The following is a 15700-nucleotide window of genomic DNA, read 5'->3' as shown; positions in this document are numbered from 1 at the left end:
CGACGGACTGCACCGCTAACGAGTGAGGGAACCGTACAGCTCTGGCCGGCGGAAGCGGAAAGTGTACTCGAAGGCCGCCCGCGCATCGAGCAGGCCCTGGGCGGTGAAGTCGGTCAGCAGCAGCTCGGCTGCACCTTCCGCCAGGACCTGGCCTCCGGGGGCTAGCGTCATGGCTCCGCCTGGGAACGACTGGCTGGCGCCCGCGAAGGAGACGCTGCCGAGGTAGTTGCAGGCGGCTCCGTAGATTCCGTTTTCCGCACAACGCGCCTGGAGCACGGGACGGGCCCAGGCGGCCCAGGCTTCGGCGGTGCCGGGGGCGGGATCGGCGGCGAACGGAAACAGCGCGATTTCGCAACCCTGCACGGCCAGCAGGCGGGTGGACTCGGGCAGGAGCGTATCGAAGCAGATGTTCGCGCCGATGCGGCCCAAGGGTGTGTCGACGACCTCAGGAACGCCGCCGCCGTTGTAGACCTGCATTTCGAACATCGGGATGTGCATCTTCCGCCAGTGAGCGTAGACGCGGCCTTCGCCGGCCAGCACATGCGTATTGAAGAGGACGTTGCCCGCATTCTCCAGGAGCCCCGCGGCCAGAAAGACTCCGGTTTCGGCGGAAATGGCGGCGAGTTCGCGCACAGCGGGACCGTTGAGCGGCTCCGCCATAGCCCAGGCGCCTTGCAGGACCTCGCGCAGCCACTGCGCGTGATCGCCCACGGGATGGTTCGGAACGAAGCCGGTGACGCTGAGTTCGGGAAAGAGCACCAGATCGGCCCCCTGTTCCGCTGCTTTGCGGGCACAACGGCGGATGGTATCCAGGTTTGCTTCGGTGCGGGCGGGGTGGCTCTCAGCGGAGACGGCGGCAACTCTTACTGTGGACTTCATCAGGTTTGGAACTATGGTCGCATGGAGGCATGGCGCGGAATCAACTGCCTCGCCTGCTGGACGCAGCCGGCCAAGGACGCAGTGACGGAAGCGGACAGGCCAATGCCCGTGCGCACCACTTCGGGCTCGATGCCGACCACCCACAGTTCGTCCGGGTCCTGGCCCAGAAGAGTGAGCGCCTGCAGCAAGCCCAGCGCGTTGCTCTCGTGAGCCGAGCCCGCGCGGCTGCCTCGCAATTCCGCGATCGCCGCCTTGTCGAGAACATGGATGGCGCCGGGTTCCCCGTCGAGGGCCACGGCATCGCAGACGACCACCGAATGGCGGCCTTCGAACAGGCCCAGCAGGGCTAATCCCTGGGTCCCCCCATCCACATATTCGACTCCGGGGGCGGGGTCGGCCGAGAGCAATTCGAGAAGACGCAGGCCGACGCCGTCGTCGCTGAGCAGGAGATTGCCTAAGCCCAGGACAAGTACCGGGGCGGGGCCCGGCGGATCGAAACCCGCCGAGCGGCTGCCCTGCCCTGCTGCGGGCGGCTCAGGTGAGCCATTTGTCATGGTCGAGGTCGCCTTTCTCGTAGAACTTGAAGCCCGAGATGATGGACGAGATCAGGCCATTGCGGAACTGGGCGTTGTCGTACAGCACGATGTAGATGTGGAGGATGACGAAGACGACAAAGCCCCAGGCCGTGGTGTGGTGCCAGAGGCGGACGCCGTAGGAGCCGCCCAACAGAGGGAACACCCAGCCGGTGAGCCGGCTCCAGAAGCCGCCCGGATTGGTCTCTGAGTAGAGCGCCAGTCCTGTGAGGATCTGGAACCAACCCAGGAAGATCACGAAGAAAGTGTAGCTGGCGCCGGCCAGGGCGTTGTGGCCCAGGTGGACGTGTCCGCGATCGAGCTTGAGGTATTGCAGGGTTTGGGCGGCGAGATCACCCCACCATGCTTTTCGCCACACAAAGGGGAAGCCCGAGCGCGCGTAGTTGTTGCCGACCCAGAACCAGAAGACGCGCAACAGAAAGCTGAACAGCAGAGCGTAAGCGGCCACGAAGTGGATCTGTCGGACGCGGCCCATGACGAAATGCTGCCAGGCTTCGCCATTGGGTGCGAGCTGCGGGGCTCCGATATAGAGTCCGGTGGCAAAGAGGATGGGGATGGCCGCGACGTTGACCCAGTGCGACAATCGCACCGGGAATTCCCAGACGTAGCGCATGCCGAACTTGGCTTCGCCGGGCGAGAGGTCCAGGCGTTCATAGGCGGTGGCCATGACGTTCTCCTTCCTAGCGGACGACGACCTCGGCGAGCTTCTCGCCATCCGGGCCAAAGACGTGCGAGGCGCAGGCCAGGCAGGGATCAAAGCTGTGGATGGTGCGCAGGATCTCCAGCGGGCGGGCCGGATCGGCCATGGGCGTGCCGATCAGGGCCGACTCGTAGGCGCCCAACTGGCCTTGGGCGTCGCGAGGCGAGGCGTTCCAGGTGGAGGGGACGATGCACTGGTAGTTGGCGATCTTGCCGTCTTTGATGTGGATCCAATGGGCCAGTGCGCCGCGCGGGGCTTCGGTGAAGCCGTAGCCCTTGGTCTCCTTGGGCCAGGTGGACGGATCCCAACGCCTGGTGTCGGCGGTGGCGCTATCGCCGTTGCGAAGGTTCGCAATCAAACGGTCGTACTCCTGCCGAAGCCAGCCGACGCAGAGAGCGGCCTCGAGTCCTCGCGCGGCGGTGCGGCCGAGAGTAGAGAACAGTGCGGCCGGAGGCGCTTTCAGCTTGCCGAGCGCGTCGTTGACGATGTCCTTGAACTCGGTGCGTCCGCTGGCATAGCCGACCAGCATCCTGGAGAGCGGTCCGACCTCCATGGCCTTGCCTTTCCAGCGCGGCGCCTTGAGCCAGCTATAGGGCTTGGTTTCGTCCAGGTTTTTGTAGGGCGGTTTGGGTCCGGTGTAGTGCGGGGTGGTTTCGCCGTCCCAGGGATGGAGCGCTGTTTTGCCGCCGGCGTACTGATACCAGGAGTGTGAGATCTCCTCGGTGATCTGGTTGGCGTCGGCGTGATCGAGGGGCACGACTTCGGCCAGATTCCTGCCCAGGATGATGCCGCGCGGCAGGCGGAACTGGGCGGGATCGCCCACGCCGTTCTGCGGGACGTCTCCGTAGGCCATGAAGTTGCCGAGGCCTCCGCCGATGGCGGCCCACTCGGGGTAGAAGGAGGCAACGGCGAGCAGATCGGGGATGTAGAGGTCGTTGACGATGGCCGCGGCCTCCTCGATCTTCTCCTTGACGAGGTTGAGGCGCTCCTGGTTGATGGCGTTGTCGCCCTGCATGTTGAAGGCGGAGGCCATGCCGCCCACCAGGTAGTTGGGATGCGGATTCTTGCCTCCGAAGACCGTGTGGATCTTGACGATCTCCTTCTGCCAGGCGAGCGCCTCCAGGTAGTGGGCGACGGCCATCAGGTTGGCTTCCGGCGGCAGTTTGTAGGCGGGGTGGCCCCAGTAAGCGTTCTGGAAGAGGCCCAACTGGCCGGACTCGACGAACTTTTTGAGACGAGCCTGGGTGTCGCGGAAGTAGCCTTCAGTCGACTTGGGCCAGTGGGGCGACACCTTCTGGGCCAGGGCGGCGGTGGCCGCCGGGTCGGCTTTGAGGGTGCTGACGATATCGACCCAATCGAGAGCGTGCAGATGGTAGAAGTGCACCACGTGATCGTGGATCATCTGCGCGAGGAACATGATGTTGCGGATGGAGTCGGCGTTACGCGGCACCTGAATGCCTAGAGCGTTCTCGACGGCGCGGACGCTGGTGAGGGCGTGGACGGTGGTGCAGACTCCGCAGATGCGCTCAGTGAAGGCCCAGGCATCGCGCGGGTCGCGGCCCTGCAGGATGACCTCGATGCCGCGCCACATGGTGCCGGTGCTCATGGCGTCTTTCACGCGGCGCTGGTCGTCGAGGATGGCCTCCACTCGGAGGTGGCCTTCAATGCGAGTGACGGGATCGACTACGATTCGGGTCGCCATGGCTCAGTTGCCCCCTTCCTTGGTGTCGTCCTTTGCCGGGCCGGGCGGCGGCTGCGCGGGCGGACTGGTGATCTTCTTCATGACACCGCCGAGGGCGGCGCGGGAGACGAGGTGAGCGGCCACACCGGCTCCGGTGAGGACGGCGAGGGTCTTGCCGACGGCATCCGGTGTGGAATCGATTCCAGGAACTGGGATGGCGCCGAGCCGCTGATAGAAGGGACCGTTGTCCCAGAAGTTTTCTTCACTGCAGCCGATGCAGGGGTGGCCGGAGCCGATGGGGAAGCTGACGCCGTTGTTCCACTTCATGGTGGAGCAGGAGTTGTAGGTCATCGGGCCGCGGCAGCCCATCTTATAAAGACACCAGCCCTTGCGGGCGCCTTCGTCGTCCCAGTTCTCGACAAACTGGCCGGCGTCGAAGAAGGCGCGGCGGTAGCACTTGTCGTGGATGCGCTGGCCGTAGAACATCTTCGGGCGGCCGAAGCGGTCGAGTTCCGGCAGGGCGTCGAAGGTAAGGATGTAGGTGATGACCCCGGTCATGACCTCGGCGATGGGCGGGCAGCCGGGGACGTTGATGACGGGCTTGTCGTGAATGATCTCGTGGACGGGCGTGGCTCCGGTGGGGTTGGGTTTGGCGGCCTGGACACAGCCATTGGAGGCACAGGAGCCCCAAGCGATGACCGCCTTGGCGTCGGCGCAGGTCTCTTTCAGGATGCTGAGGAAGGTCTCGCCGCCGATGGTGCAATAGACCCCGCCGTCGCGCGTGGGGGCATTGCCCTCGACCGCGACAATGTACTGGCCCTTGTAGTCCTTCATGATGCGGCGGCGGTTCTCCTCCGCCTGGTCGCCGGCGGCAGCCATGAGGGTGTCGTCGTAATCCAGCGAGATCATGTTGAGGACGATATCGGCGGCAATGGGGTGTGATGAGCGGATGAAGCTCTCACTGCAGCAGGTGCACTCCAAACCGTGCAGCCACAGGACAGGCAGGCGGGGCTTGGTCTCCATGGCCGAAACCACCTGCGGAATGAGGGCGGATTCCAAGCCCAGGGCAGCGGCGGTGGCGGTGCAGAAACGTAGGAAAGTGCGGCGATCGACTCCATGGGTGCGGAGCAGATCGTACGTGGACGGAGCGGAACGAAGCGACATCACGAACCCTCCTGACACGACGGGCGGCGCGCACGAGTCGGCTTCAGAGGGACAACGGGGTCCATCGGCGGCTGGCGAGGTGAGTCGCGGCGCGCGTCCTGGCGGGCGGATATGCATTTTTGTGACCAGTCGATGAAACGGCGGGAATCCAAAGAAATCGGCGGAAAACCGGTGAGGGGCGGGGTTCCGTCGACGCACCGGCCGAAGGCATGTGGCGCAAATGCCCCAATGCCCGGCTATCGAACAGTCAGGCGTGCGTGGCAAGACCCAGTGGGGTGGGTGACTTGCGTGACCTAGGGTCCTTGACTTCCCAGGGGGAGGCGCTCCATTTTTCCTCGTGCTAAGTTGACCATCGGAGGTAATTATCTTGTTTACGGCATCGTGGTCGAATCGGGGGCGACTGATGCTCGCCGCTCTTGCCTGTTTCTCCATTGCATTGAGTGCGCAGTACCGGGAGGGCTATGTGGTGAGCCGGTTTGCCGGCGGATCGACACTCCAGACCGGCGCGCTGACGCCGCTAAGCCTGTACCTGGAACAGCCCTACGATCTGGCCTTCACGCCGGATGGCGCGCTGTTGATTGCGGATACCCGACTGGCGCGCCTCTTCCGGATTGGCGCGGATGGGACTGTCACCGTGCTCCGCCCGAAAGCGACCATGGGGGGTGTCGCCGTGCATCCGGACGGCAGCATTTATTACAGCGCCTACGGCCAGAACATGATCTACCGGCTGAACGAAGACGGGACGGAGACACTGATCGCGGGGACGGGCAAGACGACTCCCGTGGCCGACAATGTTCCGGCGCTGGAGGCCACGGTCAAAGGGCCCAGCGGCCTGGTCTTCGACACGGCCGGCAATTTGTATATCGCGGAAAAGGGCGCAAGCCGGATCCGCAGGATGAGCGCGGAAGGAACGATGACGACCGTGGCCGGCACGTCCGGCAGCACCTATGGGGAGAACGTACCGGGCACGTCGGGGCAGGTGATCAGTCCCGAGCAGCTTGCACTGGATAGCGCGGGGCGGCTGTACATCTCCTCGTCCAACAGTTCGCGGATCCGCGTGCTGGACACGAAAAGCGGCCTGTTGTCGACCTTCGCGGGCGGCGGCAGTGAGAGTTACGGGAAAGAGGGGATCGCGCCTACCAATGCGACGCTGAGCTATCCGTATGGCGTAGCCGCGTCGAGTAGCGGTGCGGTGTACATCTCCGAGTCGTATGGCGCGCGTGTGCGCAACGTGGCCGCGGGCCGGCTCATGACCTTTGCGGGCACGGGTGTCAGAGGCTACTCCGGCGATGGAGGCAGCGCGCAAGCGGCACAGGTCTCCTATCCCACCCACCTGACCGTGGGTCCGGAGGGTGCTCTCTATTTCATCGACAATCGCCTCATCCGGCGCGTCGACACGGACGGAGTGATCACGACCTTCGCAGGGACCACTGACCTCACCTACATGGGCGGCACCGGGATGGCCATGAATGCGCGGCTGATCACTGCGCGGGGCCTGAGTTTCGATGCGAACGACAATCTCTTTCTGGCCGACTCCGATCACCACATGATCCGGCGGATCACGCAAGCCGGAGAGATCAGCACGGTGGCCGGAAACAGCATTCCGGGGTCGGGCGGCAATGGGGGTGCGGCTACGGAGGGAAGCCTCTTCTTTCCCTGGGCGACGAGCCACGATGCACAGGGCAACCTCTACGTGGCGCAGCGCGGCGATTCCGTGGAGGCATACGATGCCGACGCGAGCCTGATTCGCATGGTGAGCGCGGAGAGCACGCTGTCGATTGCGGGTGGCGGCGGCAATGCCAGCGGCAGCACCGCGGCGGCCATCGGGGACGGCGGTCCGGCGGTCAAGGCGACCTTCATCTGGCCGGAGAGCGTCACGACGGACGCGGCAGGCCAGCTTTATATTGCGGACACCAATCATTCGCGGATCCGGCGGGTGGATGCTTCGGGCAACATCACGACAGTGGCCGGCAACGGCAATTACGGCTACACGGGGGACAACGGCGCAGCGGTCTCGGCCCAACTGGCGCGACCCAACCGCCTGTGCATGACTCCGGACGGCGGACTGGTTATCTCCGACGCCGACAACTACCGGATCCGCAAAGTCGATGCCCAGGGGATCATCCGCACCATCGCGGGCACGGGCGCGACCAGCCGTAGCGGGGATGGGGGGCCTGCTATCTCGGCCGGCCTGGGTTTCCTGTCCGACATTGCCTGCGACAAAGACGGAAGCATTTTCCTGGCCGAGTACGCCGGCTATATCCGCCGCATCGATCCGGATGGCGTCATCACCACCGTGGCGGGCGCCAGCAAGACAACCGCGACTGCGCTGGAGAGCGCCGACCCGTCCACTGTGGCCTTCGGCACGCTGCAATCGGTCGCGGTCGATACCAAGGGCCAGCTCTACTTCTCAGCCGGCACGACGATTTACCGGCTGCTGCCCAAGACCCTGGATGCCGGGCTGGTGCGGAACGCGGCCAGTCAACTGACGGGCCCGATCGCTCCGGGCGAGATCATCGAGGTGGAGGGGCCGGGCATTGGTCCGGAGGAACCCGCGGCCGGCGTGGTCGACGAGTTCGGCGTCCTTGGCGGTGAGGCCGGAGGAACCCGGGTCCTGATCAACTCGTCGCCGGCCCCGGTGGTCTCGGCGTCCTCGGGCAAGGTGCGAGCGATTGTGCCGCTGACGGCGCGTGTCATCAGCTACATCGAGATTCTGCGCGGCGGGGTTCTCACGAACCGGATTCAATTGACCCAGACCCCATCGGCTCCTGGTCTCTTTGCAGGGGAAGACGGCAAGGGCCAGGCGCAGGCGAAGAACCAGGATGGAACGGCCAACGCCGTGGAGACTCCGGTGGCGGTGGGCGAGGTGCTGACTCTGCGGTTGACCGGTGCCGGGCTGCTGGATGCGGACGTGGCTCCGGGGGCGGTGCCAGCGGATCCACGCCCCAAACCGGTGCTGCCCGTGGCGGTGCTTTTCGGAGAGGTCCCGGCGGATGAAGTGGTTTCGGCGGAGCTCGTCGAGCCGGGCGTCGTCGAGGTGAAAGTGCGCGTGCCGGCGGCCGCGCCGGTGGGTGGGCAGGTACCGGTTGCAGTCCAGGTGGGCGGGGTCTCGACGCAGCCCGAGGTGACGGTGGCCGTAGCGGCAGCACGCCCTTCAGCATAGGGGCCCAAGTTGGGCGGATGCCGGTCTGCGGCTGCATCCGCCCGGTGAACTATTGAATCTCAACCCGCAACGACGCGGCCGCCGGCCACTCCAGCGACTTCAGGATGAGTGTGTTGGTGACGGCCTCCCCATTGAGCGCTTCGCGCTTGATCTCAATGCCGCAGACCTTGCCTGGGGCATCCGCCGAGGGCACCGTTTGAACATAGGACTTGTACTTCACCGTGTCGTCGGGCGGCAGGTTCTGCAGGCAGATCGAGGTCGTTTTGCGATATTCGCCCACGTGATTGGAGGTCCGCACGGTCAGGGTCTGGTTCATCTGGAGCTGATCGATGGCGGTGAACGACGGGTTCATCTTCACAGTCGCCGTCGTGTGCGCGACGCCCACCGGGTTGTCCTCTCCCCCCATGCGGCCATCGCAATCCGCGACCACATTGAAGGTGGTGCCGGACCAGGAATTGTTGCGCACCGCATTCGAACCGCAGTGCGCATTGGTGATGAACTCATTCCAGCCGATGAACGAGTCGGTGGTGCCCTTGGTAACGGGGTCCACAAAGGTCGGCAAAGCGTTTACCCTGACCGACACCCCCGTCGCCTTGATGAGCGGATTCGGGGTGCCGGGATCGTAGATCGCCTGGAACTCGCGCTGATTGCAGGTGGCGCCCGCATCCGGCTGGTCTTCCGCGTTGAGAATGAACGCGTAGAGCTCGGTGGTGGCGTCGGTGGCCAGCGAAGCCAGGTTGTCGATGGTGAAGGGCGCCGACCCATGATAGAGCCGGGTGGTCTGGCCGGTCTTCCCGTCAAAGTGGTAGAGGAAGAAGTAGTCGCCACTGGACGCAGTGAGAAAGCGATAGGTCAGGCGTGCCCCGGCAGGCAGGGCCGATCGCGCCGGGACGACCCCATACATCAGCGCGGCCGACAACGGCGGAGCCTGCCACGGGAACGCAAAGGTCTGGGCTTTCGCGGTGTCGCCGGCCAGACTAAAGGTCGACTTCATGACTTCAGGGTCTGATTGGAAGGCGAGCATCGAGCCGGTCACACCAGAGGACTTGTAGACGCTGATCGCGGGATAGATTCGGCCTTCCAGAAGTTCGGCAAAGTAGCCCGGCCAGAGGGTGATCCAGGGCTCCCCCGTCAGGTTGCGGATCGCTTCGAGAGTCGAGTAGCGGTTCGTCGTGAGCAGGATGCCCTTGGAAGCGGCAAACTGCTCCATGAGCTTGCCCAGGAAATTCGCCTTGGGGCTCTGCACCGGGGCAAGATACTCGATCAGGCTGGCTGCTCCGTAGCCGTGGTAGTTGTCCGTGGTGTCGAAGGCGGTGGAGTAATTGAGGCCGTGCCGGAAGGCGTAGAAGCGGTGGTGCACGGCTTCCGTGGGGGTGAACTTGTCGGGATGGTCAGAGAATGCCCGCTCCAGCCAGGTGGGGGTCGCCTCCAGCAGCCACAGCCAGGGTGAGTCGGTCACGGCCCTGCGCAGGGAGACGTTGCGCGGGTCAAAGGCCGCCTGATAGACGTGCAGCAGTTCGTGGGCGGCCGTGATGTGGAAGTTCTCCCGATCGGTGGCGAAGTTCAAGTTCAGGACGTAGCCGACGTTGGCCGCCCCCCAGATGTCGCTCTCCGTGACTCCATTGATGGGATCGCCGGAAGTGCTATTCAAGCCGAACAGAGAACCTTCGGTGCCGTTGGGGGAGGCCAGATAGACATCGATGCGGGAGGTCCGGCGGGAGGTGTCAACGGCCATGGTTTTGAGGCGTGCTTCCACCGAGTCCAGGAAGATCCCGGTCTCCTCGGCGATCTCCTGCACCGCGTCACCACTCACCGGGTAGTGGATGACGAAGCGGCCGGACGGCGATCCAACCTCGGCAAAGCCCCCGAGCACATAGAGCCGGCTGGTGAGCGAAGTTGGATCCACGAGAGCGGATCTGCGCTTTGAGTTGGAGGTAGCGGAGACTCCGTCTTCCGCGCTGCCCAGGTCCACCGCAGGCAGTTCGGCCACCGCGCGGCCATTCTCGTAGCTTGCCGGCAACAGACGAACGCCTTGCGGGGTGGTGAGTCCGGCGGGCATCGACGTAGACCACACGATGGTCAACGCTCCCTGCGGAGCGGCGGTGAGCGGTATGGAGATCGAGATTGGCCGCGACTGGTTCAAGCCTAGCCCCTCCAGTTGATAGATGGCGGATAGCCGCTGGGGCGAAGCAGGCTCAGTTGTGTCCAGAGTCGCAACACGCACGGGCACGGGCGCCGCCAGAGCGCCCGCTGGAACCTGGATCGACAAGCCGGCTTCGATCACTCCACCGTCAGGACCGGCAACGGTCTCGGCAAGCGGCCGCCAGGAGGGCGCCGGAAGCAGGTCACCATAGATCGCAACGACCGCGGGTCCGGCATCCGCGGCGGAACAAGCCTGGGGTTGCGCCAACTGCAACCGGTAGGGGCCCGAGGGCAAGGTCACGTCCGCATCGGCTTCCGCCAGGCACCACGAAGATCCTTCGGAGACGCAGGCGCCACGGGCCAGAGATCCGCTGGTCACCGCCACCGGGCCGCGCAGGATGGTGTAGTCGACTTGCGCTTCGTCCGTCTCCCATTGATAGAGGGCGAGAACCCGGCGAATGCGTGCGGCCTGGGCGAGTGTGAAATCCCGGGAGGCAGTCAGCAGGCACGGGTCCGGGATGTCGGATGTGACCAGCGCGACGGGTTCGGTCGACTCGCCTGCCAGTGTGACCGTCAGGGTGAGCGGGATCTCAACGCCCTTCGTATACACGGCGTAGGAGATGTAGTAGTCGCCCGCGCGCAGAGGAGGAGAGGCGGAACCGTCGATGACGATTCGCTCGGCTGCGGTCAAACCCACCGAGGAATAATCCGAAACAATGGCCCCTCCGGCCACTTCAGTATCGGTCCCAAAGCGGACATGGAGATCGACATCGACTTCAGCGAGAGTGCTGCGAATCTCAACAGTGGCACTGGTCGCCGTGGCGGGTACATGGAGCAGATGGCTGTAGTCTCCGTGGAACAAGGTGGCGTTCTGAACCGCGGGTAGGGAGAAGTTGACGGCCTTGCCGGGCAGGACGGGGGTTTGGGCCGAAAGCGCACACGAGGAGAGTAGACAGAGGTGGACGAGGAGGAGAGCTGGTCGAGGCATTACTACACCTTCGGACCTGATTATAGGCAGTTTCCAGATGGACCAGTAGCCCCGGCAACTTCGCGGTCACCCTGCGACAAGCAAAGACAGGCGTTGGATGATGTCAAAGTGTTGCCATTTTCAACATATATTGAGTGGCGCTTTGAGCATTGGGTTAGCCCCAACAAGGGGCGCGCAAGTTGCCCCACACTTCGGGTCTTTCGACCCACTTGTCTTCTTGCTGTGTGCATAGTGCCAACGATTCTGAAGTGGAACACGAATTGCAAATGTTGCCCGGCCATAGGAGCCGTGAATGAAAGAGGCTGCACATCTTGTCCGGATCGCGGCACTGTTCGGCGCCGCGCTGATCATCTTTCTGCTCATCCGGCAGCGGGTCATGCCCGCGACCTTCGGCCAGTATGGGCACTTCCGGGGTTCTGCCCTGGAGGAGATCCGGGCGCGGCCGATTGCCTTCGCGGGCAGACCCACCTGCGAGATGTGCCATGACGATCAGTTGAAAGTACTGAAAGCCTCGAAGCACGCCAACATCGGCTGCGAGGCCTGCCATGGTCCCCAGGCCAAACATGCCGAGGACACGGGCGTAGCGAAGCCGATTTTGCCCGATACGAGAATGCTCTGCGCCCGGTGTCACGAGGCGAACTCAGCCAAGCCAGCAAAGTTTCCGCAGGTACTCTCGAAGGATCATTCCGGCGGAGACGCCTGCAATGGCTGTCATCAGCCGCACAGCCCGAAGATCGGTTAAGGGGATGACATCATGGAACTGACTCGCAGACATCTTCTCCTGATACTCACTCCAGCAGCAGCCGCGTTTCTTGATCACAAGAATGGAGTTTCGGCAGCGCCGCCGGAATCAAAGTACAAACTGGCTGATCACTACTGGGGCATGATTGTCGATATTGCAAAGTGCATCGGCTGCGGCAACTGTGTCCGTGCCTGTTCCCAGGAAAACGGCGTGCCCACCGGATACTTTCGTACCTGGGTGGAGCGCTACAGCGTCCCCGACTATCCGGCAGAGCATCCGATTGTGGAATCGCCCAACGGCGGCATGGACGGCTTCCCGAATACCGAGCATAAGAACACCAAGAACTTCTTCGTGCCGAAGCTCTGCAACCATTGCGAACATTCCCCGTGCGTACAGGTATGCCCGGTGGGGGCTACGTTCGAGACGCCCGATGGCCTTGTCCTGGTCGACAAGTCCTACTGCCTGGGCTGCCGCTATTGCGTGCAGGCCTGCCCTTACGGCTGCCGGTATATCGATCCGCAAAAGGAGGTGGTCGATAAGTGCACGCTCTGCTACCACCGCATCAGCCAGGGGCTCACCACGGCGTGCTGCGAGACGTGCCCAACGGGGGCGAGACAACTCGTCGACCTGAAGAATCCCAACGACCCGGTGCATGAGATCCTGCGCACCAACTCGATTCAGGTGCTGAAGCCGCACATGGCGACGGGCTCAAAGGTCTACTACAAGTCGTTGGATCAATCGGTGCGTTAAGGGAGATACAACATGCACGGCGTGGAAGGGTTCATGTATCCGAACGAGGTGGAGTTGCAGTGGAGCATACTCATCGTGCTCTACCCCTTCATCACAGGCCTGGTGGCCGGCGCGTTTATTCTCGCATCGCTGGAGCGTGTGTTCCGTGTGGAGGCCGTGAAGCCCACTTACCGGCTCGCGCTGCTGACAGCCTTTGGCTTCATGCTGGTGGCGCCGCTGCCGCTGCAATTGCACCTGGGCCATCCGGAGCGCTCCTACGAAATGTTCACCACCCCACACAAGACGTCGGCCATGGCCATGTTCGGCTTCGTCTACATGTGGTACCTGGCCGTGGTGCTGTTCCTGGAGATCTGGCTCGACTACCGCAAGGACATCGTCCAACTGGCGCAATCGGCCACGGGCCTGAAGCGCTGGATCTACCGCGTGCTGACGCTGGGCTCCAACAATATCAGCGACAAGGCGCTCGCCATCGATGAGCGCGCCGGCTACATCATCACGGTGGTCGGTATCCCGTCGGCGTTCCTGCTGCACGGCTATGTCGGCTTCATCTTCGGATCGGTGAAGGCGAATCCATGGTGGTCGACGCCGCTGATGCCCATCGTGTTTCTCTTCTCCGCCATGGTCTCCGGCATTGCGCTCGTCATGTTGATGTACATGGCGGCCTCGAAGATGCGCAAACAAAGTATTGATATGCGATGCCTCGACACCATCGCCCGCTATCTGTTCTATACCTTCGTCATCGACTTCTCCCTGGAAATGCTCGACCTGATCCATCGCATTTATGAATCCGGTGAATCCTTCCAGAGCCTCGATTTCATGGTCCATACAAGGCTCTTCTTCTCCCAGGTGCTGCTGCAGATCATTGCGGGCACCTGTGTGCCACTGGCCCTGCTCGCGGCCAATCAGGTCTATCGCTTCAGCGAAGCGACTCGCCGCCTGATGTACGGCGCTGCCGGCGGCCTCACACTGATCGGCATCTTCGCGATGAGGTGGAACGTCGTCATCGGCGGACAACTGTTCTCCAAGAGTTTCCTCGGCTACACCACCTACAAAATGGAATTCGCGACGCGCGAAGGACTCCTGCCCGCGGTCTTCCTAATGATTCTTCCGTTCGTCATTATCTGGGGGCTGATCACGTTATTGCCCCCCTGGTCGGCCACGCATGCCCGAGTAGTGGGAGGACCGCATGGAGGAGTCTCGTGACACGATCCTGGTCCGGCTGGAGGAACTGAGCCGGACCGTCTCGCAACTGCAGTCTCGCGTCGCGTCCCTGGAGCACGCCACGCTGCCGCAACCAGCCCAGTTGGAGCCACAGGCGGTTCGCATCGAGGCGGACGAAGTCAAGGCTGTGACGGCGGGCGGAGCCGTCTTCGATGCCGCGCCCAACCTCATGCCCCTCTTTGGCTGGGCCGTGATGGGGATCGCCGGCGCCTATCTGTTGCGCACGTTCACCGAATCCGGCGGCATCGCGGGCGCGGCGGCTGCGGCGGCCGGCATTCTGTATGCCGCGTGGTGGCTCTACCTGGCCGCGCGGCGTGCCAGCGAGCGGCCTGTCTACAGCACGGTCCACGCCCTGACGGCGGCGCTGATCCTCGTCCCCATGCTATGGGAGATGACCATTCGCTTCCATCTCATTTCAGCGGCGAGCGCCTCAGTGGTCGTGGTCGGTTTTGCTCTCCTCGGCATGGCCATCGGCTGGAAACAGAACGTCACCGCCATCGGCTGGATCGTCACTCCGGCCGCACTGCTGACCGCCTGCGCGCTGTTTCGCGAAACGCACGATGCCTCACTCTGGACGGTGACACTACTGATCATCGCCGCCGCCGTCGAGATGTCGGCCTTCCGCGATCACTGGCTGGGGCTGCGCTGGATCGCCGCCATCGCCGCCGATCTCTGTGTCGTGGCCCTGGCCGAACTGGCGACCCGTGCGGCGGCGGGCAGCGAGTTCCTGGCGCCCATCCGGCCCGGCGCCGTCGCGGGTGCGCAGATTGCCCTGCTCACCATCTATCTGGCCGGCACGGTGGGCCGCACCATCTTCCGGGGCCTGAACATCACGTGGTTTGAAATCGGCCAGGCCGCCATCGCTTTTGCCATCTCCATGGGTGGAGCTCTGCGCTTCTCCGGCTCCGCTCCGGCCGGCACCCTCAGCGTCGGCCTCTTCTGCCTGCTTGCGGGCTCGGCCTGCTACGTCGTGTCCTTCGCCTTTCTGGACAAGGAACACAAGCGGGACCGCAATTTCCACACCTACTCCACCTTCGGCGCTCTGTTGATTCCCTTGGGCTGCGCCGTGCTCCTGAGCGGAGCCGCACTGGTTGCCGCGTGGTCCCTGCTGGCGGTCCTGCTGATGCTGGCCGGCCTGCACGGCGGCCGCGACACGTTGCGGATCCACGCCGCCCTCTATCTGCTGCTCGGCGTCTGGCACTCCAGCCTGATGGTGGAGGCGACCTCGAGGATCATTCGAGTCAGCGGAGGACTCGCCGAGAGCATCCCGGCGGAGTACGTCCTGGCCCTGGCGGGCGCCGCGTCCTGCTACGCGGTGCTGATCCTTGCCGACAAGCAGCGCCACTGGCTGGATGACGTGGAACTCGTAGTCATGGCGGCACTGGTCGTGTGGGGCACCGCGGGCCTGGCCGCTACCTGGACCTGCCGCTATCTCTCCCCGGCAGCGCCTATCCGCACAGCCATGCTCACCGCCTTAGCCATCGCCGCCGCCTGGGCCGGCGCCAGATGGAGCCGCGCGGAGATCACCCGGCTCGCTTACCCCCTGCTGGCCTTGGCCGGCATCAAGCTGCTCGCCGAGGACCTCCAGCAGGGCCAGTCGCTGCTGCTCGTACTGTCCCTGATCTTCTGCGGCTCGGGGCTGATCCTGCTGCCGCGGCTGATGCGCCGGTAGCTTCG

At 63.9% G+C, this 15700-nt stretch carries 11 protein-coding genes; 5 read left to right on the top strand and 6 right to left on the bottom strand.

From position 1 onward, the window contains the following. Positions 1-15 precede the first annotated feature (15 nt). The 5 genes from IRI77_RS02830 to IRI77_RS02810 are packed head-to-tail and all read right to left on the bottom strand — an operon-like array spanning position 16 to position 5017. Positions 16-879, bottom strand: a complete 864-nt coding sequence (locus IRI77_RS02830) for a carbon-nitrogen hydrolase family protein (protein WP_194450577.1) — start codon at positions 877-879, stop codon at positions 16-18. A gap of 11 nt (positions 880-890) precedes the next feature. Next, positions 891-1433 carry a hydrogenase maturation protease gene (locus tag IRI77_RS02825; RefSeq protein ID WP_194450576.1) on the bottom strand — a complete coding sequence of 181 codons (543 nt, stop codon included), beginning with the start codon at positions 1431-1433 and terminating at the stop codon, positions 891-893. Then, positions 1414-2139, bottom strand: coding sequence for a Ni/Fe-hydrogenase, b-type cytochrome subunit (cybH, locus tag IRI77_RS02820; RefSeq protein WP_194450575.1), 726 nt, complete (start codon positions 2137-2139; stop codon positions 1414-1416). The genes IRI77_RS02825 and cybH overlap by 20 nt, the downstream gene beginning before the upstream one ends. Positions 2140-2152: 13 nt before the next feature. Then, positions 2153-3874, bottom strand: a complete 1722-nt coding sequence (locus tag IRI77_RS02815; RefSeq protein WP_194450574.1) for a nickel-dependent hydrogenase large subunit — start codon at positions 3872-3874, stop codon at positions 2153-2155. A 3-nt stretch (positions 3875-3877) separates the two neighbouring features. Next, a complete protein-coding gene (locus tag IRI77_RS02810; RefSeq protein WP_194450573.1) occupies positions 3878-5017 on the bottom strand; it encodes a hydrogenase small subunit in 1140 nt (379 codons plus the stop codon). A gap of 403 nt (positions 5018-5420) precedes the next feature. Here IRI77_RS02810 and IRI77_RS02805 point away from each other — a divergent pair, with 403 nt between their 5' ends. Beyond that, positions 5421-8180, top strand: a complete 2760-nt coding sequence (locus IRI77_RS02805; RefSeq protein ID WP_194450572.1) for an NHL domain-containing protein — start codon at positions 5421-5423, stop codon at positions 8178-8180. Between the two features lie 49 nt (positions 8181-8229). Here IRI77_RS02805 and IRI77_RS02800 read toward each other — a convergent pair whose 3' ends face one another. Further along, on the bottom strand, positions 8230-11310 hold the full coding sequence (locus IRI77_RS02800) for a hypothetical protein (RefSeq protein WP_194450571.1): 3081 nt from the start codon (positions 11308-11310) through the stop codon (positions 8230-8232). A gap of 292 nt (positions 11311-11602) precedes the next feature. Between IRI77_RS02800 and IRI77_RS02795 the strand changes: the two genes are divergently transcribed. The 4 genes from IRI77_RS02795 to IRI77_RS02780 are packed head-to-tail and all read left to right on the top strand — an operon-like array spanning position 11603 to position 15695. Beyond that, positions 11603-12052: a multiheme c-type cytochrome gene (locus IRI77_RS02795; protein ID WP_194450570.1), complete on the top strand. Its 450-nt coding sequence runs from the start codon at positions 11603-11605 to the stop codon at positions 12050-12052. Positions 12053-12064: 12 nt separating this feature from the next. Continuing rightward, a complete protein-coding gene (locus IRI77_RS02790) occupies positions 12065-12802 on the top strand; it encodes a 4Fe-4S dicluster domain-containing protein (RefSeq protein WP_194450569.1) in 738 nt (245 codons plus the stop codon). Between the two features lie 12 nt (positions 12803-12814). After that, on the top strand, positions 12815-14005 hold the full coding sequence (nrfD, locus tag IRI77_RS02785) for an NrfD/PsrC family molybdoenzyme membrane anchor subunit (protein WP_194450568.1): 1191 nt from the start codon (positions 12815-12817) through the stop codon (positions 14003-14005). Then, positions 13989-15695, top strand: a complete 1707-nt coding sequence (locus tag IRI77_RS02780) for a hypothetical protein (protein WP_194450567.1) — start codon at positions 13989-13991, stop codon at positions 15693-15695. The genes nrfD and IRI77_RS02780 overlap by 17 nt, the downstream gene beginning before the upstream one ends. Positions 15696-15700: the final 5 nt, after the last annotated feature.

It is taken from the genome of Paludibaculum fermentans (assembly GCF_015277775.1).
GTDB lineage: Bacteria > Acidobacteriota > Terriglobia > Bryobacterales > Bryobacteraceae > Paludibaculum > Paludibaculum fermentans.
This window is presented reverse-complemented; position numbering and strand designations above follow the sequence as displayed.